The organism is Grimontia sp. NTOU-MAR1 (assembly GCF_035758505.1).
Taxonomy (GTDB): Bacteria; Pseudomonadota; Gammaproteobacteria; order Enterobacterales; family Vibrionaceae; genus Enterovibrio; species Enterovibrio marinus.
In genome coordinates this window covers 890,504-912,440 of record NZ_CP142109.1, presented here as the reverse complement: position 1 = coordinate 912,440, position 21,937 = coordinate 890,504, and the positions used below count along the sequence as shown (strand labels likewise).

The following is a 21,937-nucleotide window of genomic DNA, read 5'->3' as shown; positions in this document are numbered from 1 at the left end:
CAGGTGAGCTAACTAAATTTCCATTCAGCTTTATCTATCAGAGTTTGAAGGAATCGTTCCTATATTGAAAAATAATAATGCTGGCGGAGGAAAAACGTTTCGACTAGGACATTATCTATCAAAAGCATGGAAGCAGCGTTTCGCAAGGTTTATCAGTACGCTGAGCCCAATCTGACATTGGTTGGCTGGATGGGGCTAATTGGATTTCCCCTGTATTATTTTGTCTGGACTTACTTTCTCCCTCAAGCATACGAGAATCTCTCTTTGAGGCTTTTCTGCTGCCTGTTCTTCATTGTTGTTCTGATACGAAAACGCATGAAGCAACCATTACAAGAATATATGCATTGGTTTTATCAAATTGCCATTACTGTCGTCTTGCCGTTTTTCTTTTTCTACATGCTCTTGATGAATGACTGGTCAACAGTCTGGTTGTTATCGTTTATGGCAGCGATATTCCTCCACATCCTACTGGTGCATATTACCTGGGTGATGTTTGCTCAAACGCTTTTAGGCTTAAGCATGGCAATGGTTTGTGCTTGGGCGACCCGAGGCTATCACCTTGAGTTTTCGATGGACTGGACCTACTACATGCCCGTATTCCTCTTCATCTATTTATTCGGCAATATTTTCTTTTTCCGTAACCAACAAGAACACGAAACCAAGGTCTCTATAGCAAAAGTCTTCGGTGCAGGCATCGCCCATGAAATGCGCAATCCATTGAGCGGCCTTTGCTCTACCATTGATTTGATTCGAGCAACTATCCCAGATCCATCGAACAACGAAAAGGTGTATCAGCTTTCTAAGGAAGACGTAAGGTTGTTGCGTGAAGTTAGCAATGATGCGATGAATATTATTCGTGCCGGAAACGAAACCATTGACCTACTGCTGACCTCCATTGATGAAAGCCGCGTGTCCCGTTCAACATTCAAGAAACACAGTGCACTAGACGTATTAAAGCATGCAGTAGACAGTTTTGGGTATAAAAGTGTGTCTGACAAAACTGCAATTTCGTTGCTTAGGTCGAATGATTTCAAATTTTTAGGCAGCGATACACTCCTGAAATACGTTATCTACAATCTATTTAAAAATGCCTTCCATCACCGTGGCAGCGAAAGCTTCACGATTAATGTCCTTTTGGAAAATGACCAATACGAAAATCGGATTGTCGTACGGGACAACGGTCAGGGTATTCCCCGGGAAATTCTTGAGATCATCTTTGAAGACTTTTATACCACGGGAAGAACAGGTAATTACGGCTTAGGCCTTCCCTTTTGTCGTAAAGTCATGCGTTCGTTTGGCGGTGAAATCACCTGTGACTCCAAGCTGGGTGAATGGACTGCCTTTACCCTCACCTTCCCCAGCATTGAGTCCCCGCTCGTTGACGTCATCAAGCATAAGCTAATCAAGCTTAAATCTATGCTGGTCATTACCGATGAAGTCGATCTGATCGCACGCACCTCCAAAATCAGCAAAGACGTGGGCTTTAAGCTTGAAACTATCAACGTGTTACAGGCACTGCAAAAACGCGATTTTGAATTCGAATATGATGTGATTATTGTTGATTTAGAAAGCGTCAAAGCCAATGGTGATGTGTTGAGTCATATTGAACCACTCCTTTCATTTACCAGAGCACAAGTGGTTTATCTTCATAATGGTTCCGCCGAACTCCATCCCTCCCATTCGGTTTACCAACCAGCCTGGATTGAGACACTGGTTTGGCGAATCAACACACCCGCTTTGATTGAACAGTTATTTTTTGAGACGGTTGAAATTGCTACAAAACGGCAACCCTCAACTAATAACAGCGCTACACAACAAACCATTATGGTAGTCGATGACAGCGAAACCTTACGGCAATTTACCTCAATCCTTTTGGAAAAGCAGGGTTTTAAGGTCATTCAATGTCCAAACGGAAATAGCGCGCTACAAACCCTTGACGATGATCAGCAAAGCATAGATTTGATCCTGATGGATATTGAAATGCCAGTGATGGATGGTTTGGAAACGTCACGGAAAATCCGGGATTCACAAGAGAAGTATTCCAATATTCCGATCATCGCGCATACTGGTGACAATTCAAAACCAACTCTGGACAAAATCATCAGCTCTGGTATGTCTGACTTTATCATTAAGCCTTCTGATCAAGACAAGCTGCGGAACAAAATCTCTAATTGGCTGACCTGAAAAAGCACCATCAGGAGCTTTCTGAGACCTGTTTAGAGCACCCTTAATCAATAGAAGTTCAACTTCGGATTATCGTAAGCCGCCTGACACACTGTCAGTACCTGATCGACCTCTTGGTTACTCATATCAGCACTGAGAGAAAACCGGATGATAGCTTTATTCTTGGGTGTAGCAGGCGCACAGAATACCGCCCCAAAAACTCCATTCGCTTCCAAGAAGTCGCGGACCTGCTCTGTGTTTTGTTCATCCCCGCATTCCAGCGAAATGATTTGAGAATCGCTGCGAATGTTAAATCCAATGTTTTGAAGACCATGACGGAGAGAGTCAGAGACTTCAAACAGCCGCCTTCGCCTTTCATCAGCATTTTTTATTACGTCTAAAGTCACATCTAAGCGCGCAACTTCTTGCGGCAACACAGTGGAACTAAAAATAGCAGGGAAAGATACAAAAGGCATTGTCGTGATAAGTTTATCCGGTCCCAATACAGCCCCTGCCCGGTAGGCAAATGCTTTCGCAAGGCTTGTTGTAACAAAATCTACCCTGTCACGCACACCCATCTCATTAATTAATCCTGAGCCACCGGGGCCATGAGTTCCCAAAGAATGAGATTCATCAACCACTAACGCACAGCCAAATTCCTCAGCCACATCACAAATAGAGGGAAGAGGAGCAACCGTACCGATAGTGCTGTATACCGAGTCGACCAGGATTATACCTGGGCCATTTTTTTTAATTTGGCGCTTAAGATTGCTCACGCTATTGTGTAGAAAAGGAATAATCTTCGCACCCGCAATACGAGCTCCCTCCAAAAGCGACATGTGCGCAAAGAAGTCGATATAAACCCGTGTTCCCGGTTCGCAAATAGTTTGCAGCAAACCAATATTTGCCGCCCAGCCCGATTGCGACAACACGCAACCATCCATGCCAACAAACTCAGCCAACCTACTTTCAAAATCGGGTTTGTGGTCTTCATCCTGAAGAAATACTGCTGACATCACGACGTTTTCCTTAGATGCCGCAATCGCATTCAGATGCGCTGATTGAATAGAGTCATTCAGGCTCAGTGATAAGTAATCGTTACTTTGCATCACGACAGCTCCTTGTCCCGGCCGACTACTGACTGGTAGCGGCCGCGAATTTTCATAAGGCTCTGTCATATCGCGCAAAAACGAATTGAGACGTGTTTCTATAAAAGAAGGGAGTGTTTTTGTAATAGTTGATTGATTATTCATAGCCAAGCCTCTTCTTGTTAAAGAAAAATGCCGAAGTCGGCGTTTATTTTTCATACAAAAGCGAAGGGGTGTAAGTCGCTTGTTTTACTCAAAGCAAACTAAAGAGCCGTCTGTGAAAAGTGGCTGGCTTCTTTTTGTGCCTCAATATATGGCTGATTATGAATGAGACGTGACCTGCGATAATTTTTAAGTTTGCGAATTTTCACAATTAATTCATGAAATGGCATGTATAAAATAATAGGCATTGCATGAAAAGGCGCATGAGAAAAAGTGCGCCATTATCAGTTTAAATGAGATATTAAAAAAATTTTATATTTTGCTCTCCTGAAATACTCCTCCAATATACCTCAGCCCCCGATATACCTGTTCAATCACTTTATCGGTGTGCCCACCAATGAAAACGTATGATGTGACGTTTAGCTCAAGCTCCTCAAACGTCTCTATCATGGCGTTGAAGTTGTCCAAAATCGGCTCACCGACAGAATCGCCCTCGTTGTCACCAATCTCGGTATAGATGGGTAAGTCGCGGATCCGGTCAGCTTGTCTCATGGCAATGTCAGATAGCTGGAATTTCTCCAAAGCTGCGACAATTTCATCAATATCTTTGGAGATATAGAGCAGCGGGTTTTCAGTATCCGGTGCAACAGCACGAATGATAGTCAGATATGCATAGATAAACCATTCTGGTTCCCCACCATTTATGAGCTTGTTCAATTCTTCCTGAAAGAAATCAGCATGTTGTTGATAATCATGCCTTTTCATCATCATCCCAGCAGGACTTAGCCCAACGCACGTACGATACAAAGTTGGATTTTCCATCGCGGCCAGCATAGCTCCAAAGCCACCCATTGAATGACCAAAGATAGCCATTTTTCCCGGCTGGGTCCGGAAGCGAATATCGATTTCCTTTACGACATCCACTGTCAGGTAGTCAAGAAAGTTGCCTGACACGGGAGAATTAATGTACCAGGATCCATTCAGTGAGCTACGGCCATCTACAGCGACAACAATGGAGGCTTCGAGATCTCCCTCGTCTATCAACTCATCCAATATATCGTCGAGGCCGGCTTCTTCATTCAATTCCTCATCGAACCAGGAATTAGGCTCACCCTCGTAGCCATGTAACACGTAAATAACCGGAAAGGCTTTGTTTGAATCCGCGTAGTAGCAGGCAGGAAGGTACACAATGATCTCCCTATTGGCATTTTCATCTGCCATATTATTTTTCAATGAAGGAGAATGAAAACTAAATTGCTCGAGTGTGCCTCGTGGAGCTGGAATCGGTTTATCTGCAAGCTGATAGTCAGTTGACATGTATGGCTCCTGTATAATGGACAAGTCCTACATTTCATCTTAAGTCACTATTTTTTAGTGTAAACCTCCCTAAATCGGTAACACTATCAATTGTGATGTCTACTTCTTTTTTACTGTGGCAAAATAACCTGAAGATGCAGGATTCAGCGAGATTGACTGGCATTCTGATCGTGGCGTTCCCTTGCAGGTGTAGTTATCTCCATCAAAAAGAAGCAACAGAGGGTACAGAGCCATTAACGAAAGCGAAGGGAGGCGATCAATGCGAGCATCTTCAGGTCGTTCATATACCCAAATAACCTGAAGATGCAGAATTTAGCGAGTTTGGATATATTCCAAAAGCAAAGAAGCTAGCGTCAATGCCAGCTTCTTAATAGTATTCTTTATTGGTGGGAAGCATATCAGTGCGCAAAAACCGCATTTATTTCCGCAATTTCTTCATTACTCAAATAACGGAAGTTGTCGTTTGCAGCTTGCATTCTCAGCGCAGCTGTTTCTTCCAACTCTTCAACATTACACAGTGCATCTTCAAGATCTTCTCCCATCACCACCAATCCGATATTCGCAATCAATACCGCGTGATGACTTTTGGCCATTTCTGCCAGGAAACAAGATCCAGAAGATCTAAATAATGGAATTCTAGGAAGTGTGGTCGTTCTCATCGCTACAATGGGAGAAAGTGCCGGTAATACATTTTCTACATTGAGGTTTTCCTCGGTAACTAATTTTGAAATATGCCTTGGTGTGATCGTAAAAATAGCTTTATGCTTCGGGTTTGCATTATAGATATCCAAATGATGCTCAAATTCCCAATTCGGTAAGTCGCCAGATATCAGTTCTCCGCTCAATGAAACGACAGAGAAGTGATCACTCTCTAGCCTACCCATTTTTAGTCCGTTGGTGGTAATTACTACAGTACCATCTTCCATCTGTGCCGACAGGTTACCGCTTTGTCGTGTATCATGCCCTTGTAAAAAGAGTTTACGACCGTAATTAACGAGTTTATTTCGTAGATCGCTTTGCCCAAACATTCCACATCTCCAACAAAGTCGCTTTCTGTGTACCATTGCGTTTTCATTTACTACACGTTCAGGAAGTTGATAGCTTCTCGAAGGATCTAATTCCTGATCGCCGAACAATACACTCCACCCATATTAAGATCCTTTTTCTTGAATCATATAAAGAAAGGATCCAAGCCACTGTCAAGAAATGATCCATTTTCTTTTTGTAGGCAGTGATACATTTTTTATGGCTGAATTTATTTTTAATTATCTCCTGCCATACATTGATATTTTTTATCAATTTAAGGATCGCGCAAGATAAAATGCGATCTGAACCGGATTTATTTTATTATTGAGACTTCTATCAACATTTATACCCCCTTTATCGTTAAATATTCTTCTTTATTCTCACCTTCGAGTGCAGTTTTCTTTTCTGTATATACATGCTTCATGATTTTTAACACCGCAGAGTTGGTTAATGATTGATCTTTTAATGAACAGTGATATTCGGATCCTAGTCAGGACGATCCTTATCACCAACAGAGCTGGCAATTTGCCTAAAAAGTCGACATGTCGAGTTCAATACTTCGAATGGTTTCACATTTTTGCCCGTCCGTCTTCATTTCACCAATCAGGCTGAAGTAGTCTGATATGAAGTGTGAATGGTATTTTCACTGGTTTTTGGAGTGAAAACGACTAAGGATGGTGCTTATGGCAGAACAAGAGAACAAACTTTACTGCAGTGATTGCGGGAAAATGACTGCCCACACACTGGTGCAACTTGAGCCAAGAAAAGCTGAACCGGATGCGACTTTGTTTCGGCGTGCAACGATAATTCTTTCAAACTCTATGGATATGATGCTTGGTAGTTCTTATCAGCAATGCGATTGTTGTGGTTCTACATTTGGACACACTGACAGTATCGGTGGCATTTAGTGGATTTAGACAAACTCAGCCAGCATCTAAGGGAAAACGGCTTTAACGCAGTATTGAAAGACGGCAAGGTGCGTGTGAAATGGGGATGGAGTACCTTGCCCGTCAACATCGAAAACGATCCCGTCACAGGGATCCTCGCCATCAATTACAACCAACTGGGTCAACTTTGCTTGATTGGCCTCTTTTCGTTTATGACCTTCGCTTCCTTTAGCTTGGGATCATTTCTCTCGTCAGGTGCCTACTTTGCCATCGCAATGATCTCTCTCGCCAATCTCTTGCTGACAGAATCAAACGCGAAAGAGCTTCGTCAACATATTCGCCAAATGGTGATACCCACCGAATAGCGCGATAAACAGAAAATCGCGCAATTTTGTTCAAGTTTTTGTTTCCTCTCCCTTCTATATTTTGCAAAGATGTTAAAGAGATGGATGAGGGAACGGACGTGGACACAGACAATCGCTTCCAGTTTGTAAACAGTGAGCACCTTGAAGGTGTAGCTGTGCTTGACGCAAATATGAGCGACTTCACTTACGACAAACACGCCCACGAAGAGTTTTCTATTGGTGTGACGCTTAAAGGCAGGCAGGATTTTTTCTGTCAGAGCGCTTTCCATAAAAGTCCTGAAGGCGGCGTTATCCTATTCAATCCGGAAGATGTTCATGATGGAAGTTCGGGAGGAGACCAAAACCTCGAGTATTTGATGCTCTATGTCCACCCAGACAGTATTACAGCTCAAATCAAAGCGCTTAGCGTGAAGGCACCATCGTCGCTACGAATCAAAGGCTGCTTACTCAACGATGTTAAACTCCGCAATCAGGCGTTGATCCTTTCCAGCCTGATTAAAGATCCCTCCTGCCATCGTATTGAGCAGCAATCTGCACTCTTTAACCTCTCACATACTCTAGTGTCATTAGCTGGCATGTTAGATGAAGCTAAGCCAACAAACCGCAGAGATACCTTGCTAACGCGCGCCAAAGATTTTGTGCAGGACAACCTAGCTAGAGATATCGCCATTGACGATCTTGCTGATGTCGCCAACATGTCAAAGTATCACTTTATCCGTCAGTTTCGGGCGCAGTTTGGTATTACACCTCACCAGTACGTCATCAATTGTCGTATTAATGGTTCTCGCAAAGCATTGGAAAGCGGACAGCCCGCAAGCGATGTCGCTCAGGAATTCGGTTTTGCCGACAGTAGCCATTTCAATAGAAGGTTCAAGCGCGTCTTTGGTATGACGCCAAAGCAATACCAGCTTCAAATCTCTGACTAACTTCCCTCTCTGAATTCTATAAAGGACTTCCTATGTTCGAACTTTGGGCATATGCCTTTGGCATTATGTATTCTCCAGGCCCTGTGAATCTTCTAGGCCTGAATGGCGGACTTCAAAATCGCACACGAGAGGATCTCGGATTTTTCGCAGGCGTCGCTACCGCAATGCTGATTCTCTTCATTTCGATGTTACTGATTGGCGGCACAATGGTTTCCACGACTTCCCTTCCTTATATCAGTATTATTGGTTGCAGCTATATTCTTTACATTGCGTGGAAGCTGGCCAAAGCGAAAGTGGACATCAATAAGAGTTCATGTAAGAAAAACGCGATGACGTTCCACGACGGACTGGTGCTGCAATTGCTCAACCCAAAGGGCATCATTGCGACGCTCCCCATTGTGACGATTCAATTTCCTGCTGCTGACATCCACGGGATAGAGAGCCTTTTCTGGATTGGGATCTTGACCATACTGGCTTTTGGCGCACCTGCCTCCTATTCCCTTATCGGCAGCTTGCTTGGCAAGCGCATCGCTAACCCCGTTTATTTCCGGGTATTCAATATCAGCATGTCAGTTCTGTTGGTCTATGTTTCCTTAGACATCGCCCATCAGCAAACTTATCTTCCTTGGTTTGGACAATAAAGGAAGGATTAAAAAACCGCCGGAAGGCGGTTTTTATTTATCATTCGATTAACGCGTCACGTAGGTACGCACAAATTCACTGATCGCAATCAGGTCTGCAATGGCAATGAATTCTTCTGTCGTGTGCACTTTCGCCATACCAGTAGAAAGGTTCACGGTTTTTACGCCTTTTTCATTGAAGATGTTGAAACCGTTGGTGATGTGCTCAGGCACGGGGAGTTTTGTGACTTCAAAGCCCATTTGGCCGAGTTGCTCTGCCAGTGAATCTGCCATCGCTTTCTCGTCGGCAGATTATCTGTCAATTTTCATCAGTTCAATATAATACTAAATCAGCCCTTATTGATTAATATTTTCCGTCGGTGTTCGACGTCTTTTCAGCGGAATGAGTTAACACCCTAAACCCAAGCAGAAGAATATTTCAATCGACCACATCAAAGAAGGCAGAAATTTGATAGCCTATCAGCCGAATTTTCCATTGATCACGCTCTACCCTTCACAGAGATTCATCTTCTCAACGGGTTAATCGCTTTTATCCATAAAAGCAATCGAAATTTCCTTCTTAATAATAGAAATATTAATGACTAGACTAACATACAGTTTTAAATATAATTATATTGATAAAATAAGAAGGTTATTAATGACCTAAAAATAACAATTCCCTGACAATAAAATAAAAGGGGGCTTCTCATTCAACTTGTCGAATTAGTATTTACTCATAGAAACTTCCTATTATTAAACAATTTGCATATCAGCTATACATCATTCCTTACCCTGCAATCGATTACATTCAATATTCTGATTTAAAAGGGAAGATTGATGTATTCCCGATACTGAAGTCTCATGTAAGTAAGAGGGGGAAATAAGTCAAAATTTACTATTTATACATTAGTTAATAATGATTTTTAGATATAAGAAAAAAACAAAGTAACTATCTTAAATGGGAAACATCTCACTTTAAAACTCACAAAAATACAATATAGATAACCTTTATGACGTTTTAATTTTTTACAACTTTGTCAAAAAAACAATGCAACTAGGAATGCAAATGATAAAATTTGACCCAGTAAAAAACCGGATATTTACTGATACGCGAAATGTGGGTATTGGTCACCGAGAAGGACTGATTCTCGAATTACTGGTGCAACGTGCGCCCGATGTGATAGAGAAACAAGAAATTATCACCCATGCTTGGGGGAACATCTGCGTAGGAGATACCTCACTTGCTAAATCCATTAGCGCATTGCGACGGGCATTTTTAAAGCTAGGTGTTAAAGAAAGCCCAATCATCACAGCCCCCAGAGTGGGATACCGTGCATTACCCGGCAGAGTACAATGCGTTGAAATTTCATTGGAAGAAGTCGTTGAGAATCCCCTCTCAACGGAAACACCCAAACCACACGCGGAATTGGATAATGAATCTACAGAACAACAAGATACCTCGAATGGCACCGACCTTTCCCCAATCTGTCCTCCCTATATCAGAATCATACTGAATATACTTTCAGTCATACTGATATTTGCCACACTCGTGATTCTCTCGATCAAACTGGATCTCGCACCCTGGCCACCTCACGCTGCGCATTTGGCGCTAGCTCAACAGCGAGTTGGTGAATTGATACTCATCAAATCTCCATCGGTAAAACTCTCGCTACCTCTTAGGCGTTTACTTGCTTCAAACCAGTGCGACTGCGTCGTTTTTGTCGGGATTGGAGACGGAGAAAACGAACTTGCTTGGTTCCATCGCCAAACACAAGACGCTGTTAATCTCACTTATCGTTCAGGCCAGTTGCCTGTTGTCTCTGCCCAAATAACACAGTTTGTGGAGGAACGAAAATGAAAGCCACCATTGCTTTTCTTTTTCTCAACATCAGTGTGTTTACAGGAGTACTGGCGCTGCCCTGGCAGCAACATTTAATGTCAGGTCACTATGAGCATCTTCTGGTAAAGGTTCATCCCGACCGGAGCACGACCATTGCAAAAGGGCAGACAGCCATTGATGGGCGATCTCTTATCCATGTTGCGACCATAGAAGATAGCACCGCAAAGCAAACCAGTTTGGTGAAGCTCACTGGGCATTTGGCATCAACACTCGACTCCAGCTTCCTGCTTAAGTGTGACGTTGAGTTGGTCTATGTCAATAACCTAGGTAATGCCACTGACTTATTTCATGCCACGCCCTACCTGTTTTTAGAACAAGGAAGTCGTCTGGCAAAACTAGATGTTATTTACGAAGATCCCGATTTCTTATTGATCAAGGATGAGATGTCTGGTCATACCCAGCTTATCACACGCCTTTGAAGCAAGAACAAGCTTGAAAATAGAGTTTAATATATTGATTTTATTGGTGATTAATTTTCATTGTTTTTCAGTTAGCACCTCCAATATGCAGTGCCATGCTGACCCTGTGTTATCTAAAAAACACAAACACAACATCTAAAAACAATGGAGAAAAAGCCATGCCTAGAGTCACCCTATCGCTGATAACCCTGTCTCTACTTTCAGCGTTTTCTACACCAAGCTTTGCAAAGATTTTTCCCGATCAGCTTGTCGTTGATACCGGAGGAGACGACGTTTGTCGCTCCGGCTATCGTCCCATCACACGAAGTGAAGCCACGCTGCATCGCGACTATTTGCTTTCTAAAATGGGTCAGTGGCAAATTACCGGTCTGAAAGATAACTGGGTCATCATGGGAACTGGACATGAAGGAAGGATTAAGCAGGATATACCCAATTATAGTACTTGGTGCCACCCAAACAGCACTGGAAACACTGAAATTCCTACTCTTGCCAAATATACTTTGCCAGAAGGGGAAGAATTCGATGTTGAGTACAGTCTGGTGTCCGATGAGAGCAGGTTTATCCGCCCTCTCAGTTACCTTGCTGACTATCTAGGATATGCTTGGGTCGGCGGGAATAGTAGTGATTATGTTGGTCGTGACATGTCTGTCCGGAAGGATGGCGACGAATGGGTGATACAAGGTAATAACCGAGGTTCATGTACAGGGTATCGGTGTGACGAGAAAACGGCTATCCGCGTCAGTAACTTTAACTACACCCTGAACAGCGATGATTTCTGGCATGGTGAGGTTACAGAGTCGGATAAGCAACTTATTACATCCATAGAGACCACCGCGAGAAACAGAAGTGACATCCCACAACAGATGGTCGTTGAACTCAAAGTGGATCAATCAACTAATTGGTCAAAAACCGACACGTACGGCTTCTCGCAGGCTGTAGAAACCAAAAACGAGTTTGAGTGGCCACTGGTCGGCAAAACAGAAGTTGCCATCAAGCTGGGCGCTAATCAGAGTTGGGCAAACACCAACGGAGGGGCATCCTCTGAAACAGTGACGCTTCAGACACGCCCTATGGTACCCGCTAATTCAGAAATTCCAATACGCGTAGAGCTTTACCGTTCCACTATTTCTTACCCATACAGATTCAGTGCTGATGTCAGCTACGATGTCGAGTTTGATGGCTTCTTACGCTGGGGGGGTAATGCATGGAATACACACCCAACCAACCGCCCGAACCATAAGCATACTTTTACGATGGGAAGAGCCAGCAACCCGTCAGCGGATATTCGCCACCAATGGAATATTCGCCATATTCCAGGAGCTTCACAATGGTGGGATTGGAGTTGGGCTATTCAGGAATATGGTTTGCAGACAATGCAAAACCTTACCAGTGAGAGCCTTCGTCCTTTTGAAGCGGTTGTTTCCGGTCATTTCAATGCTGAATCCCAGTTTGCCGGTACCGTTGAAATTGGTAGGGCAAGGCCGATCTCAGATTCTCACCGCTCCAGCGCGAACAACATCTTACGAAAGGGAGACGTTGAGCTGGAAACCAATCTGGATACTGATGAATTGCGTTCACTCGGTTTTGGAGATGTTGAGCTCAGTGTTAAATAACTGTCTTTGATATTGGTATAACAAAACCGCTGCATTAGCGGCGGTTTTGTACTCAGAGGTTTCTACGACTCACTCAGGATATACCTACATAGCGCTCAGTGTTCGCAATGGTATCTATCCACCGTGCGATGTTTGGGTAGTTTTCCAGACTGAACCCGCCTTCATGCGCCACGTGCGTGTAAGCATAAAGCGAGATATCTGCGATGGTCATGGTATCGCCAACGAGGAAAGCCGATTTTCCTAGTTGCCGCTCCATCAATTTCAGCGCTTTGTGTCCACCAGACTGTAAAGAGTGGTATTCGTCAACTCGCTCTTTTGGCATTCCCTGATATTTCTGAATGAATCGTGCAACAGCAATAAACGGTTCGTGCGAGTATTGTTCAAAGAAAAGCCATTCGTAGACTTTGGCTTTTAAGAAGTTATCTGTCGGCAGATAAGAGGTACCTTCTGCAAAGTAGCCCAGAATAGCGTTTGATTCAGACAACACACGTCCATCATCCAAAACCACTACGGGTATCTTCCCATTTGGGTTCACCGCCAGAAATTCGGCCATTTTTGTCTCGCCTTTCAAGATATCAACATGTTGCCAATCGTGCTCAATATCCAGAAACGAAAGTATCAGTTTTACTTTCAGGCAATTTCCGGACTTCATATCTCCGTAAACAAGCATTCCTTTCTCCTAGCCCGTGATCTCTTCGCCCGCTTCTCCTTGCGGCACAACAACGGTGTTCAGTTTGGATTCCTCAATCCATTGCTTCATGGCAGCATCATCCAACACTTTATTCATGTAGCGCTGGGCGTCGGCAGACACAGAAACGCCGTAAGTTAGAAAACGCAACGCGACAGGCGCATACATCACATCCGCAATCGAGAAGCCACCAAACAACCAGCCACCTTTATCACCAAACTGTGCCATTTGCTCAGTCCATATGGCATCTATGCGCGCGATGTCTTTTAGGCACGCTTCTGAAGGTGAGACATTGCGGTGCGCACGGATATTCATTGGCATCTCTCCGCGAAGTGCCATGAACCCGGAGTGCATTTCAGCAGATAGCGCACGCGCTCTGGCACGCTGGGCGACGTCTTCAGGCCAACCCTTTCCGTTGAGATATTGCTCGTTGACGTACTCACAAATGGCCAGAGAGTCCCAGACAGCAAGATCGCCATCCACCAATACTGGCACCTTTCCCGCACCGGAGTGTTTGCCAATCTCGGCGTAGAAAGCATCCGTGAATAATTCGAGGTCAACTTCTTCAAAATCAATATCAAAGCTTCGGAGAACCAGCCAGCCGCGGAGTGACCAAGTCGAGTAATTTTTGTTGGCGATTATCAGTTTCATCAGGCTTTCCTTTTGCTTTTTGTTGATGTGAACGAGTATGCTCATAAGCAGAAAAGGTTTCTAACGTATAGTTTTGATGCTTAGTATTCGATTTCATGATGTAAGGACAGTTCGGGAATGGATATCGATTCACTGCGAAGTTTTTTAGCGATCGTTGACACAGGAAGTTTTACCCGGGCTGCCTCGCAGATTCACCGTACACAATCTGCCATCAGCATGCAGATTAAAAAGCTGGAAGAAGAACTGGGCAACCCGTTGTTTGACAGAGAGAAACGCCCGCTTACCGTCAGCCTCGCCGGTCAGCGTTTGGTCAGTCACGCCCGCAGGCTGGTTGCCTCACACGATGAAGCGCTAGATGCTTTCAGGCGTGAAGATAACACACGTCCAATCCGTATTGGTTGTCCGGACGACTATGCGGAATCGCTGCTGCCTCAGCTTCTGGAGGCATTTCGTCACCAACTTGGTAATGTCACTTTTGATGTGCTTTGCGCATCGAGCGTTCGGTTACGCCAACGACTGGACAGTGGTGATTTGGATTTAGCCATTGTGACCCGAGCCCCTGATTCTGACGAAGGATGGCTGTTGAAACATGACAAAGGAGTCTGGATATGCGGTGACGACACATCTCTGATAGAACGTCGCCCCCTGCCTTTAGCGCTGTTTGATAAAAGCTGTAAATTCCATACAACGGCGCTCGATGGACTTGGCAAGTTTGGCATTGATGTTGATTTGGTGGCTTTCACCACCAGCGCATCAACTCTGGTTGGATTGGTTCGAAGCCGGCAAGCACTTTCCGCCATGGCCTCTGGCAGTGCACCACCGGATCTGACGGTGATTCAGAGCGCCAAACTACCACCGCTTCCCGCAATCGATATTGTGATGGTCTCAGCGACCCATTCACATCCAATGATCACGCCGTCGGTAATTTCTTCCATTTCACATCAGTTCACGGCAGGACAAGTCAAAATCGCCTGATGAGTCTTTTCTGGAGCAAAGAAGCAGCCGAATGGCTACGTCTTTGTTCAGATGGTTACGCCTAACGACTGATAGCCAGATAGGCACCAGCGCCAATCATAAGAGAACCGGCGCCGCGGTTCATACGCTTCACCGCTTTTTCCGTTTTAAGAAGCTTTGCTGCGCGATCTGCGCCCACAGCGACCATCATGACACCACTCATCAAGGCAAAACCCGCCAGCACATTCGCCAACACCACATCACCCATGCTAAGAAGCGTCACATCCATAAAGGTTGGCAAAAACGCGATATAAAACAGAATGACTTTAGGGTTTGAAGCTGAAATTAAGAAGCCTTGGGTAAAATCAGCGGCTGCACCGGAGGATTTCTTTACTGTTTCTTCAGATAGCTGCGCGACCTGCGGCAAAGCTCTGAACATCTTGTAGCCCAAGTAAATCAGGTAAGCTGCACCCACATAGCGGACCACGGTAAATAATCCTGCGTAATTTTCTGCAATAGTTGCCAGACCAAAACATGCCAACGTCAGGTATATCAGATCACTCGCTACCATACCCGCAGAAATCGCCACACAATCTCGCCAGCCTGTCACCATAGCTCGGGCCAGTATAGCGAAAATACCCGGGCCTGGAGTAATGGCAAAAACGAATATAGCAATGCTGAATGTCATCGCCCCTTCAAGCGTCATCTGTCGTTCCTCAAAATGCTTTTCACCGTATGAACGACACTAGCAAAAGCCAGCATGGTACTCTGTTTGAGTTTTGACTGAGTTTTCATACCTCTTCCGTCAACGCAGCAAGGTTCGCGGCTAAAGAATATCTATTCTTACCGTTTGCTTTGGCGTCATACATGGCTTTATCTGCCTGCTCGATAACTTGTGCCAAAGATGAAGCATCCTTCGCCGCCCAGTAGCGAACACCAATACTCGCACTCACTCTTGGTTTACAGTTGTTAATCACGATTTCATCGCTAAGTTTTCTCAGAAGTCGACTCGCAATCTTATCCACTGGCGCGTTGCCATAAAGTGCAATCAGGAACTCGTCACCGGATAATCGGGACACGAAGTCGCGCCGCGAAACCGACGACTTCAAACGTTCAGCCACCACTTTTAGTAACTCATCCCCGACTTGGTGACCGAACTGATCGTTCACCGCTTTAAAACCATCCAAATCGATAAACAGCACGTGCATATCACGCTCTCTGTCGTGATCCTGACTGAGTTTATCCAGCGCGTGAGCACGGTTTGCCAGCCCAGTAAGCGCATCATGATTCGCGATGTAGTTCAGGCGTTTGATTTCCATTTCTGCTGACAAATCGACAATAGTAACAACAAATCCTTCCACGCAACCCCAGTGGTTTGTGAGGGTTCGAGCAACAACCTGACAAGGTATTTCAATGCCTCCATGACCGAATAGAATACGGTGCCATTCCATAGTACCTGTCGCTAACAGTGTTTTCAGCTCGGAAAAGGTCATTTTGTAAGAGCTATCTGTCGACAAAGTGCGCCAAGAGTGGTGTATACCAAATGTCTGAATACACGCCGCATTCTGCGTCTTGATCGTCAAATCGCGGGACATCACCAAAGTGGCGTCCTGACTTTTATCAAAAATTAGCTCCGCGAGTTTACGGCGTTGCTCCGCCTCACGTTGTTCAGTCACGTCTTCAAACTGTACCAAAGAATGCCGCGCAGTACCCATTGGCTGAGTACTTACCTTAAACACTTTGCCCGTTGTGCTATGAGTCAACTCGATCCCTTTCATCGGCTGGTGCAAGTCGATAGCACGTGAAATTGCCTGTACGCGGGACACAGGCTCAAAGGTCTTTAATAGCTTTGTCAAATTCCTTGGTGAGCAGCTTATCCGGCGCAGAATATATTCTGCCGCTGGGTTGAAATACGTCACCACATCCCCTGGTGCAATAACCATCACGCCATGCTCCATAGTATCGAGCACTTCACCAATATACTGGCTCTTGTTTTCCAGTTGGTTAAGGGTTTGCTTGAGCTGGTAATCACGCTCTGAAAGATTTGAAACCAAGTCATTAAAGCATGCTGTCAGTTTCCCCAGTTCGTCGTGATGTTTAACAGGAATGGCACGCCCGAACACACCAAGCCTTAACATGGAAGACATAGACTGATGGAGTGAAGAGAGTGGATTTGACACAAGACGATGAAGCATTTGAGCAAACATCAACGCCAACAATGAAAGCAATGTCGTACCGACAACCAAATAGCCCACCAGAAAATGGCGTTCTCTTTCTATCGCTTCGCGAGAAACGTACACTTCAATGAAGCCGAGGATTTCCTCCCCCAACACAATCGGCTTTTTCACCCGCTCGTAATTGGTGTCGCTACAAACAATGGATGCCTCTGTGAAGCGGCAGTCTATCGGTAGGTCCATCACCGAAGCGAATAGAGTGTGGTTTGACGTGCGAACCCACGCGCCAATAAGTTCTGGATCTACACGCAATGCTTCCAGTTGCTCCAAAGCCGTGCGCTGGTCATCAAATGCCAGCGCCGCAGTCAAGTTAACCGCCGCGGCATTGGTTAGTATTTCGGTACGACCAATGAGGCTCTTTTCCATTTTGTTTTCAGCGATATTTTCGATCGCAAAGCCAAGTAATACAACGCCAGAAGTCATCAACAACCAGGTTGGTAGTACTAGTTTAACTCTCAGGGGGAGGTTGTTCAGCCAGCTAAGAATCATGCCTTATCCTCCCTTCCATCACTGCAATTGATAGCAATTGCGAGCGCAGGGAAAATGGCGCTCCCGCAAGATTTTTTCTATTGATAAGCGGCTTTATCCTGTTGTTCACTCTGACAAACGCCACCATGCCGCCTGCTCTGGTAAAACGCCGCCCTTCCCCAACCAAAAGCGCATTGGGAAACGTTGCTTTTAACGCAGATACTTTATCGGTTTCGTCAGTGTTGCTGTAAATAATATGGCATGCCGGCACCGAAACTTCCCCACGCTGGATTTGATGGAATATTGCCTGAGGTTTCTTCTCGATAATTTCTTTTAGCTTTCTGCTGACGCCGTTCTCAGCATCGACACAAAACTGGTATTGAGATGAAGGGTCATGTGACGACTTCCAATCCACCAACATCGCAAACCGGAATAGATAAACCGCCTTTAAATCGTCATCACGGATATCACTGGCACGCGCACCGGTGCTTATTGCAAAGACGATCAAAGCCGAAAGCCAGAGCAAGGTTGCTCTGGCTTTGTCACTGCGGTAGAAGTGATGAATTAATGGACTTATCATGGAAGTTGCCAATCGATTTCAAGCCAGTATTGGGTGCCATTATCAAAACCACCATGGCTAGCAGGATATTCATTAATTTGATCGTTGAGGAGGTTTTCAATCGAGAGAACAAACTCGGGGTAATCCTTTGCAGGCTGCCAGCCAGCAATGAAATCCCAGGTCAGAACTTCCGGCCAGCCAAATTCTGCCTCACTTCCCACCCGTTCATCTGGTTTGGAAGCTGACACATAGTGCAGAACGTTGCTGACCCAAAGACTCGGCGTGATATCCCACATAATTTGCGCGTTTGCTAGATGTACAGGCTCGTTTTCATAAGCACGCATTGGCGATTCACTATTTCTGCATACATCGCCGTGGCAACCAGCTTTTATCTTTCGGTATGAGTAACTGGCATTAACCTGAAAATCGCCTGAAGGCTGCCATTTCACGCTTAACTCACCCCCATGAGTTCGCGCACTCAAAGGAGCAATCTGTCGATACTTGTATACATCGATGATGGTACCAACTGTACCTGGAGAAGAGTTCTCCCAGATATAACTGCGTTCTGCACTTTCCAATTGCCAAGCTGGAATATCTGACTCTTCACTAAGGAAAAGGTTGGCGTCAAATTGGAGCAACTTGTCTGCCCACAACCGATAACCAACCTCAAACGTTTCTACTTCTGGAACAGGCATATTTTCATTACCCTGATTCACAAAGACCTTCATGTAATCAAAGTTGTATGGTAAACAATTAGTTGAATTCCCTGCCTCACATAAGGACACATGGCTCACGTAATCATTTTGATGGAAATCCATGGTCCTAGCTTGGCGCGCTGGCGTGATAACCGCGCGTCCCCAGCCTAACCAAAGGCGCTGGTTCTCACTGAGATCCTGCATTAAGCGAATTTGTGGCTGAGCGAAAGTATCTTCGACGAGATTGAAATACTGCCAACGGTTCCCCACCATCAATTGGGTAGTGTCCGTTAGCGGGTACGTGTAGTTGAGATAAAGCGCAACGCTGTGGTTAGTGAAACCCGGCTCATCAGTCACCCTTAGATAAGGTTGAGTAAGGCGCTCAGAGTCACTATAAGGTCGGAAATACTCTTCAACCAGTCGGTAGTTGAGTCCCACCATAACGTGGCCACCAAGCACGCTACTGTCGGTGTAGGTAGTTTCTGAATCAAAGCGGGTGAAGTAAGCATTTCGGTCGCTGCTATCACTGCTACTGTATGTGAGCCATAATTGCTGTTCCCATTGAGTATCGAGGCTCAACTCCCGGAGATATTTAATGCCTGCGAAGTATTCCTCAGCGACCATTTCGGCATCAAACGCTACATAATCTTCCGTATCCTGACCGGGAAACATGAAATGTGGTTGGTACGTCAGCCATTGGTAATCTTCACGGGAACGGATGCCACCAACTTGGAAGGAAATTGTGTGATCCAGATTCTGGTAGTCGCCACGCATACCGAATCGCTCGGTGTATACCCGAAAATCCTGCAGATTCTGTAATTCATCTTGTTTGCTGGTCCAAGGCATGTGCTGAACATACTCAGCGTACCCACTTAGGAAGAAGTTGCCTGAAATCTCTCCGCCATGACGGACCTGATACTCCTGATAATGATAATTACCTAACGAAGCAGACACGTGACTTCTTGGCGTATCTTCTGCATCCAGCGTGATGATGTTAATCACAGCATTCGCGGCATTCCCGCCCCAGATGGTACCAACAGGTCCCAGTACCACTTCAATGCGATCGACATTTTTGAGGCTTACTGGAATCAAGTCCCAGTCCACACCGGAAAACATGCCATTAAACACACTTCGGCCGTCAACCATCACTAACATAGTATTACTAAGCGCTTCATTCGTAGTTCGGGCAGCAATACCCCAGTCATAGTTCGAATACTTGGCGACGTGTATACCCGGTGACAGCGCCAGCACATCAGCGATAGATCTCGCGCCAGAGCGCTTGATCTCTTTCGATGTGATCACATGAACAGCCGCTGGAATATCAGCCAGACTGAGTGAAGTGCGGGTTGCCGATACCACTTTGGTATCAGAAAGTGACTCTAATGGCATGTCCAGCAATGCGTCGAGGTCGACATTGGCCAGAGAAGGCAATGATATAGGTAGGCTTAAACAAGCAGCCATCGCGGCTCGGCGGGCTTTAAGCATTTCGCATATTCCAGAAAATCGTTATCGGCTCAACACCATAAAACTGCATCCGTTGGGTGACATGCCATCCGTGATTTTTTGGATTCAAAAAGCGGTGGTTTTCGTACGTTGAATTACAGTGTACTTTTAATCGCATTATACGTGCGATAGACGGGAGAAAATAGCTATTTGAATGGTAAAAGCAGGTTTTTTAGCGCACTCAGAGGCATATCTCATTATAAGTCAGAAAAATGACGCAACCATCAACGAATGCGCCATTTATTCGTCACCAAAACAAGAAATAAAATGTTTATATATCATAAGTTTAATGATAAATTTTATTATCCACTCACAAACAGGTGATTACACCAAATTTTTCAATTTAGCTAGGCCATATGCAGCAACAGTAACGTTATCTTTTATCTCTCCATCTATCATCATGCGCTCAAACTCTTCTATGGGGAATGAGTCCGAAATCAGATCTTCTTCTTCCTCGTCAAGCGACTTCCCAACGTTGGTTAATTGACTCGCCAGATAGATATGGCAGGTTTGGTTCAGAAACCCGTAAGCAATATATTGCGCACCGACGTACACCATTTTTTTGGCATCCATTCCCGTCTCTTCACGAAGCTCGCCTTTCGCCAGTTCGAGGTGATCAGCTTCTGGACGCAACTCCCAAGCCCCCTGTGGCAATTCCCAGCAGCGCGCTTGGACGGTATAGCGGTACTGCTGAACCAAGTGGATTAGCCCGTTATCAATCGCCATGATCACCGCACAATCAGGTTTATCCACTACCCCATAAATACCTTCCGCACCGCTTGGGCGGAGAATTTTATCTTCACGAACGGTCATCCATTTATTCTGGTAAACCACTTTGGTATCGAGCTGTTTAATCATTGTTCTACTTTTCTGTTCCAGGACGTTTCATAAGAGAAAATCATAGCGCGTATATTTCTGCATCAATGATACATGCACTCCCTTGCCAAAATTAAGATTCGTGATATTTTTCGCACCAGTAATTCAACTGGAATAGTGACCATGCCAAAGGCAAGTGAGATTAAAAAGAACGCCGTTATAGAACACAACGGTAAAGTACTGGCAGTGAAAGATATTACTAAGCTGACCCCAAGCGGCCGTGCGGGCAATAGCCTTTTCCGTATGCGTCTTTATGATGTAGCAACCGGCGCGAAAGTTGACGAAAGCTTCAAAGCAGACGACATGATTACCCTGGCGGATTTCAGCCGTCACCCTGCTGATTTTTCTTATGTTGATGGCAACGAGTACGTTTTCATGGATTCTGAAGACTATACGCCTTACCACTTCAATCAAGATGACATCGAAGAAGAACTGCTTTTCATCACTGAAGAAACCAAAGGCATTCAAGTTCTGGCTGTCAGTGGCAAGCCTGTCGCGTTAGAACTGCCTTCTGCCGTTGACCTTGTGATCACCGATACCTCACCGTCTATCAAAGGTGCTTCAGCAAGCGCACGTACCAAGCCAGCGACTTTGACCACAGGCCTGGTAGTTCAGGTGCCAGAATACGTAGCGCCTGGCGACAAAATCCGTGTGAACACAGTGGAACACAAATTCATGAACCGCGTAGAGTCCAAATAATCTCTGCGGCGCTTCACAACAAAAAGCCCCGGCCTCGAGCTGGGGCTTTTTTATCAGGCGATACGCCCGCTCAATGTCAATGCGTGGATAACATAGTCTAAGCCGACGCGACTTTCGGATGTGA

At 45.1% G+C, this 21,937-nt stretch carries 20 protein-coding genes and 1 pseudogene; 10 read left to right on the top strand and 11 right to left on the bottom strand.

Features of this window, described 5'->3' with window-relative positions; translation table 11 throughout:
• The first annotated feature begins 126 nt into the window (after nucleotides 1-126).
• Nucleotides 127-2,184, top strand: a complete 2,058-nt coding sequence (locus VP504_RS22085; RefSeq protein WP_325894210.1) for an ATP-binding response regulator — start codon at nucleotides 127-129, stop codon at nucleotides 2,182-2,184.
• Nucleotides 2,185-2,231: 47 nt separating this feature from the next.
• Here VP504_RS22085 and cqsA read toward each other — a convergent pair whose 3' ends face one another.
• The 3 genes from cqsA to VP504_RS22070 all read right to left on the bottom strand — a co-directional run bounded on the left by cqsA (nucleotide 2,232) and on the right by VP504_RS22070 (nucleotide 5,758).
• Entirely contained in the window at nucleotides 2,232-3,416 is a 1,185-nt protein-coding gene (gene cqsA / locus VP504_RS22080) for an alpha-hydroxyketone-type quorum-sensing autoinducer synthase (RefSeq protein WP_325894209.1), read from the bottom strand.
• A 309-nt stretch (nucleotides 3,417-3,725) separates the two neighbouring features.
• On the bottom strand, nucleotides 3,726-4,730 hold the full coding sequence (locus tag VP504_RS22075; protein ID WP_325894208.1) for an alpha/beta hydrolase: 1,005 nt from the start codon (nucleotides 4,728-4,730) through the stop codon (nucleotides 3,726-3,728).
• A 398-nt stretch (nucleotides 4,731-5,128) separates the two neighbouring features.
• Complete coding sequence (locus tag VP504_RS22070; RefSeq protein WP_325894206.1) at nucleotides 5,129-5,758, bottom strand: class II aldolase/adducin family protein; 630 nt, start codon at nucleotides 5,756-5,758, stop codon at nucleotides 5,129-5,131.
• A 681-nt stretch (nucleotides 5,759-6,439) separates the two neighbouring features.
• On the opposite strand from VP504_RS22070, the gene VP504_RS22065 reads away from it, so the two are divergent.
• From VP504_RS22065 to VP504_RS22050, 4 genes are all read left to right on the top strand, one after another.
• On the top strand, nucleotides 6,440-6,664 hold the full coding sequence (locus tag VP504_RS22065) for a hypothetical protein (protein WP_325894204.1): 225 nt from the start codon (nucleotides 6,440-6,442) through the stop codon (nucleotides 6,662-6,664).
• Nucleotides 6,664-7,008 (top strand): hypothetical protein, encoded by a 345-nt coding sequence (locus VP504_RS22060; protein ID WP_325894202.1) that lies wholly within the window; start codon nucleotides 6,664-6,666, stop codon nucleotides 7,006-7,008. The genes VP504_RS22065 and VP504_RS22060 overlap by 1 nt, the downstream gene beginning before the upstream one ends.
• Nucleotides 7,009-7,106: 98 nt before the next feature.
• Nucleotides 7,107-7,934 carry an AraC family transcriptional regulator gene (locus VP504_RS22055; RefSeq protein ID WP_325894200.1) on the top strand — a complete coding sequence of 276 codons (828 nt, stop codon included), beginning with the start codon at nucleotides 7,107-7,109 and terminating at the stop codon, nucleotides 7,932-7,934.
• Between the two features lie 32 nt (nucleotides 7,935-7,966).
• Nucleotides 7,967-8,575, top strand: coding sequence for a LysE family translocator (locus tag VP504_RS22050; RefSeq protein ID WP_325894199.1), 609 nt, complete (start codon nucleotides 7,967-7,969; stop codon nucleotides 8,573-8,575).
• A 48-nt stretch (nucleotides 8,576-8,623) separates the two neighbouring features.
• Here the strand turns inward: VP504_RS22050 and VP504_RS22045 are convergent.
• Nucleotides 8,624-8,761, bottom strand: a pseudogene (locus tag VP504_RS22045) (peptidase M20); the annotation flags it as partial.
• Nucleotides 8,762-9,620: 859 nt separating this feature from the next.
• Between VP504_RS22045 and VP504_RS22040 the strand changes: the two are divergent.
• The 3 genes from VP504_RS22040 (at nucleotide 9,621) to VP504_RS22030 (ending at nucleotide 12,486) form a co-directional block, all read left to right on the top strand.
• Nucleotides 9,621-10,412 carry a winged helix-turn-helix domain-containing protein gene (locus VP504_RS22040; protein ID WP_325894198.1) on the top strand — a complete coding sequence of 264 codons (792 nt, stop codon included), beginning with the start codon at nucleotides 9,621-9,623 and terminating at the stop codon, nucleotides 10,410-10,412.
• Entirely contained in the window at nucleotides 10,409-10,873 is a 465-nt protein-coding gene (locus tag VP504_RS22035) for a hypothetical protein (protein ID WP_325894196.1), read from the top strand. The genes VP504_RS22040 and VP504_RS22035 overlap by 4 nt, the downstream gene beginning before the upstream one ends.
• Nucleotides 10,874-11,031: 158 nt before the next feature.
• The gene (locus VP504_RS22030; RefSeq protein WP_325894194.1) at nucleotides 11,032-12,486 is read left to right on the top strand and encodes an aerolysin family beta-barrel pore-forming toxin; all 1,455 of its coding nucleotides are present in this window, start codon (nucleotides 11,032-11,034) and stop codon (nucleotides 12,484-12,486) included.
• A 73-nt stretch (nucleotides 12,487-12,559) separates the two neighbouring features.
• Here the strand turns inward: VP504_RS22030 and VP504_RS22025 are convergent, their stop codons facing one another.
• Complete coding sequence (locus VP504_RS22025; RefSeq protein ID WP_325894192.1) at nucleotides 12,560-13,156, bottom strand: glutathione S-transferase family protein; 597 nt, start codon at nucleotides 13,154-13,156, stop codon at nucleotides 12,560-12,562.
• 9 nt (nucleotides 13,157-13,165) lie between these two features.
• Nucleotides 13,166-13,825 carry a glutathione S-transferase family protein gene (locus VP504_RS22020; RefSeq protein ID WP_325894190.1) on the bottom strand — a complete coding sequence of 220 codons (660 nt, stop codon included), beginning with the start codon at nucleotides 13,823-13,825 and terminating at the stop codon, nucleotides 13,166-13,168.
• Nucleotides 13,826-13,942: 117 nt separating this feature from the next.
• Between VP504_RS22020 and VP504_RS22015 the strand changes: the two genes are divergently transcribed.
• Nucleotides 13,943-14,800, top strand: coding sequence for a LysR family transcriptional regulator (locus VP504_RS22015; RefSeq protein WP_325894188.1), 858 nt, complete (start codon nucleotides 13,943-13,945; stop codon nucleotides 14,798-14,800).
• Between the two features lie 61 nt (nucleotides 14,801-14,861).
• Here the strand turns inward: VP504_RS22015 and VP504_RS22010 are convergent, their stop codons facing one another.
• From VP504_RS22010 to VP504_RS21990, 5 genes are all read right to left on the bottom strand, one after another.
• On the bottom strand, nucleotides 14,862-15,485 hold the full coding sequence (locus VP504_RS22010) for a LysE family translocator (RefSeq protein ID WP_325894187.1): 624 nt from the start codon (nucleotides 15,483-15,485) through the stop codon (nucleotides 14,862-14,864).
• 85 nt (nucleotides 15,486-15,570) lie between these two features.
• A complete protein-coding gene (locus VP504_RS22005) occupies nucleotides 15,571-17,502 on the bottom strand; it encodes a diguanylate cyclase domain-containing protein (RefSeq protein WP_325894186.1) in 1,932 nt (643 codons plus the stop codon).
• Entirely contained in the window at nucleotides 17,492-18,073 is a 582-nt protein-coding gene (locus tag VP504_RS22000) for a YfiR family protein (protein WP_325894185.1), read from the bottom strand. The genes VP504_RS22005 and VP504_RS22000 overlap by 11 nt, the downstream gene beginning before the upstream one ends.
• Nucleotides 18,058-20,220, bottom strand: coding sequence for a TonB-dependent receptor plug domain-containing protein (locus tag VP504_RS21995; RefSeq protein WP_325894183.1), 2,163 nt, complete (start codon nucleotides 20,218-20,220; stop codon nucleotides 18,058-18,060). Before VP504_RS21995 ends, VP504_RS22000 begins: the two co-directional genes overlap by 16 nt.
• Before the next feature lie 342 nt (nucleotides 20,221-20,562).
• Nucleotides 20,563-21,096: an NUDIX hydrolase gene (locus tag VP504_RS21990; RefSeq protein WP_325894182.1), complete on the bottom strand. Its 534-nt coding sequence runs from the start codon at nucleotides 21,094-21,096 to the stop codon at nucleotides 20,563-20,565.
• A 141-nt stretch (nucleotides 21,097-21,237) separates the two neighbouring features.
• On the opposite strand from VP504_RS21990, the gene efpL reads away from it, so the two are divergent.
• On the top strand, nucleotides 21,238-21,813 hold the full coding sequence (gene efpL, locus VP504_RS21985) for an elongation factor P-like protein EfpL (RefSeq protein WP_325894181.1): 576 nt from the start codon (nucleotides 21,238-21,240) through the stop codon (nucleotides 21,811-21,813).
• The last annotated feature ends 124 nt before the right edge of the window (nucleotides 21,814-21,937 follow it).

What these genes read in the sequence shown, in the direction of transcription:
- VP504_RS22085 (WP_325894210.1), top strand. Translation starts at nt 127, where the DNA reads ATGGAAGCAGCGTTTCGCAAGGTTTATCAGTACGCTGAGCCCAATCTG.
- cqsA (WP_325894209.1), bottom strand. Translation starts at nt 3,416, where the DNA reads ATGAATAATCAATCAACTATTACAAAAACACTCCCTTCTTTTATAGAA.
- VP504_RS22075 (WP_325894208.1), bottom strand. Translation starts at nt 4,730, where the DNA reads ATGTCAACTGACTATCAGCTTGCAGATAAACCGATTCCAGCTCCACGA.
- VP504_RS22070 (WP_325894206.1), bottom strand. Translation starts at nt 5,758, where the DNA reads ATGTTTGGGCAAAGCGATCTACGAAATAAACTCGTTAATTACGGTCGT.
- VP504_RS22065 (WP_325894204.1), top strand. Translation starts at nt 6,440, where the DNA reads ATGGCAGAACAAGAGAACAAACTTTACTGCAGTGATTGCGGGAAAATG.
- VP504_RS22050 (WP_325894199.1), top strand. Translation starts at nt 7,967, where the DNA reads ATGTTCGAACTTTGGGCATATGCCTTTGGCATTATGTATTCTCCAGGC.
- VP504_RS22040 (WP_325894198.1), top strand. Translation starts at nt 9,621, where the DNA reads ATGATAAAATTTGACCCAGTAAAAAACCGGATATTTACTGATACGCGA.
- VP504_RS22035 (WP_325894196.1), top strand. Translation starts at nt 10,409, where the DNA reads ATGAAAGCCACCATTGCTTTTCTTTTTCTCAACATCAGTGTGTTTACA.
- VP504_RS22030 (WP_325894194.1), top strand. Translation starts at nt 11,032, where the DNA reads ATGCCTAGAGTCACCCTATCGCTGATAACCCTGTCTCTACTTTCAGCG.
- VP504_RS22025 (WP_325894192.1), bottom strand. Translation starts at nt 13,156, where the DNA reads ATGCTTGTTTACGGAGATATGAAGTCCGGAAATTGCCTGAAAGTAAAA.
- VP504_RS22020 (WP_325894190.1), bottom strand. Translation starts at nt 13,825, where the DNA reads ATGAAACTGATAATCGCCAACAAAAATTACTCGACTTGGTCACTCCGC.
- VP504_RS22015 (WP_325894188.1), top strand. Translation starts at nt 13,943, where the DNA reads ATGGATATCGATTCACTGCGAAGTTTTTTAGCGATCGTTGACACAGGA.
- VP504_RS22010 (WP_325894187.1), bottom strand. Translation starts at nt 15,485, where the DNA reads ATGACGCTTGAAGGGGCGATGACATTCAGCATTGCTATATTCGTTTTT.
- VP504_RS22005 (WP_325894186.1), bottom strand. Translation starts at nt 17,502, where the DNA reads ATGATTCTTAGCTGGCTGAACAACCTCCCCCTGAGAGTTAAACTAGTA.
- VP504_RS21995 (WP_325894183.1), bottom strand. Translation starts at nt 20,220, where the DNA reads ATGCTTAAAGCCCGCCGAGCCGCGATGGCTGCTTGTTTAAGCCTACCT.
- VP504_RS21990 (WP_325894182.1), bottom strand. Translation starts at nt 21,096, where the DNA reads ATGATTAAACAGCTCGATACCAAAGTGGTTTACCAGAATAAATGGATG.
- efpL (WP_325894181.1), top strand. Translation starts at nt 21,238, where the DNA reads ATGCCAAAGGCAAGTGAGATTAAAAAGAACGCCGTTATAGAACACAAC.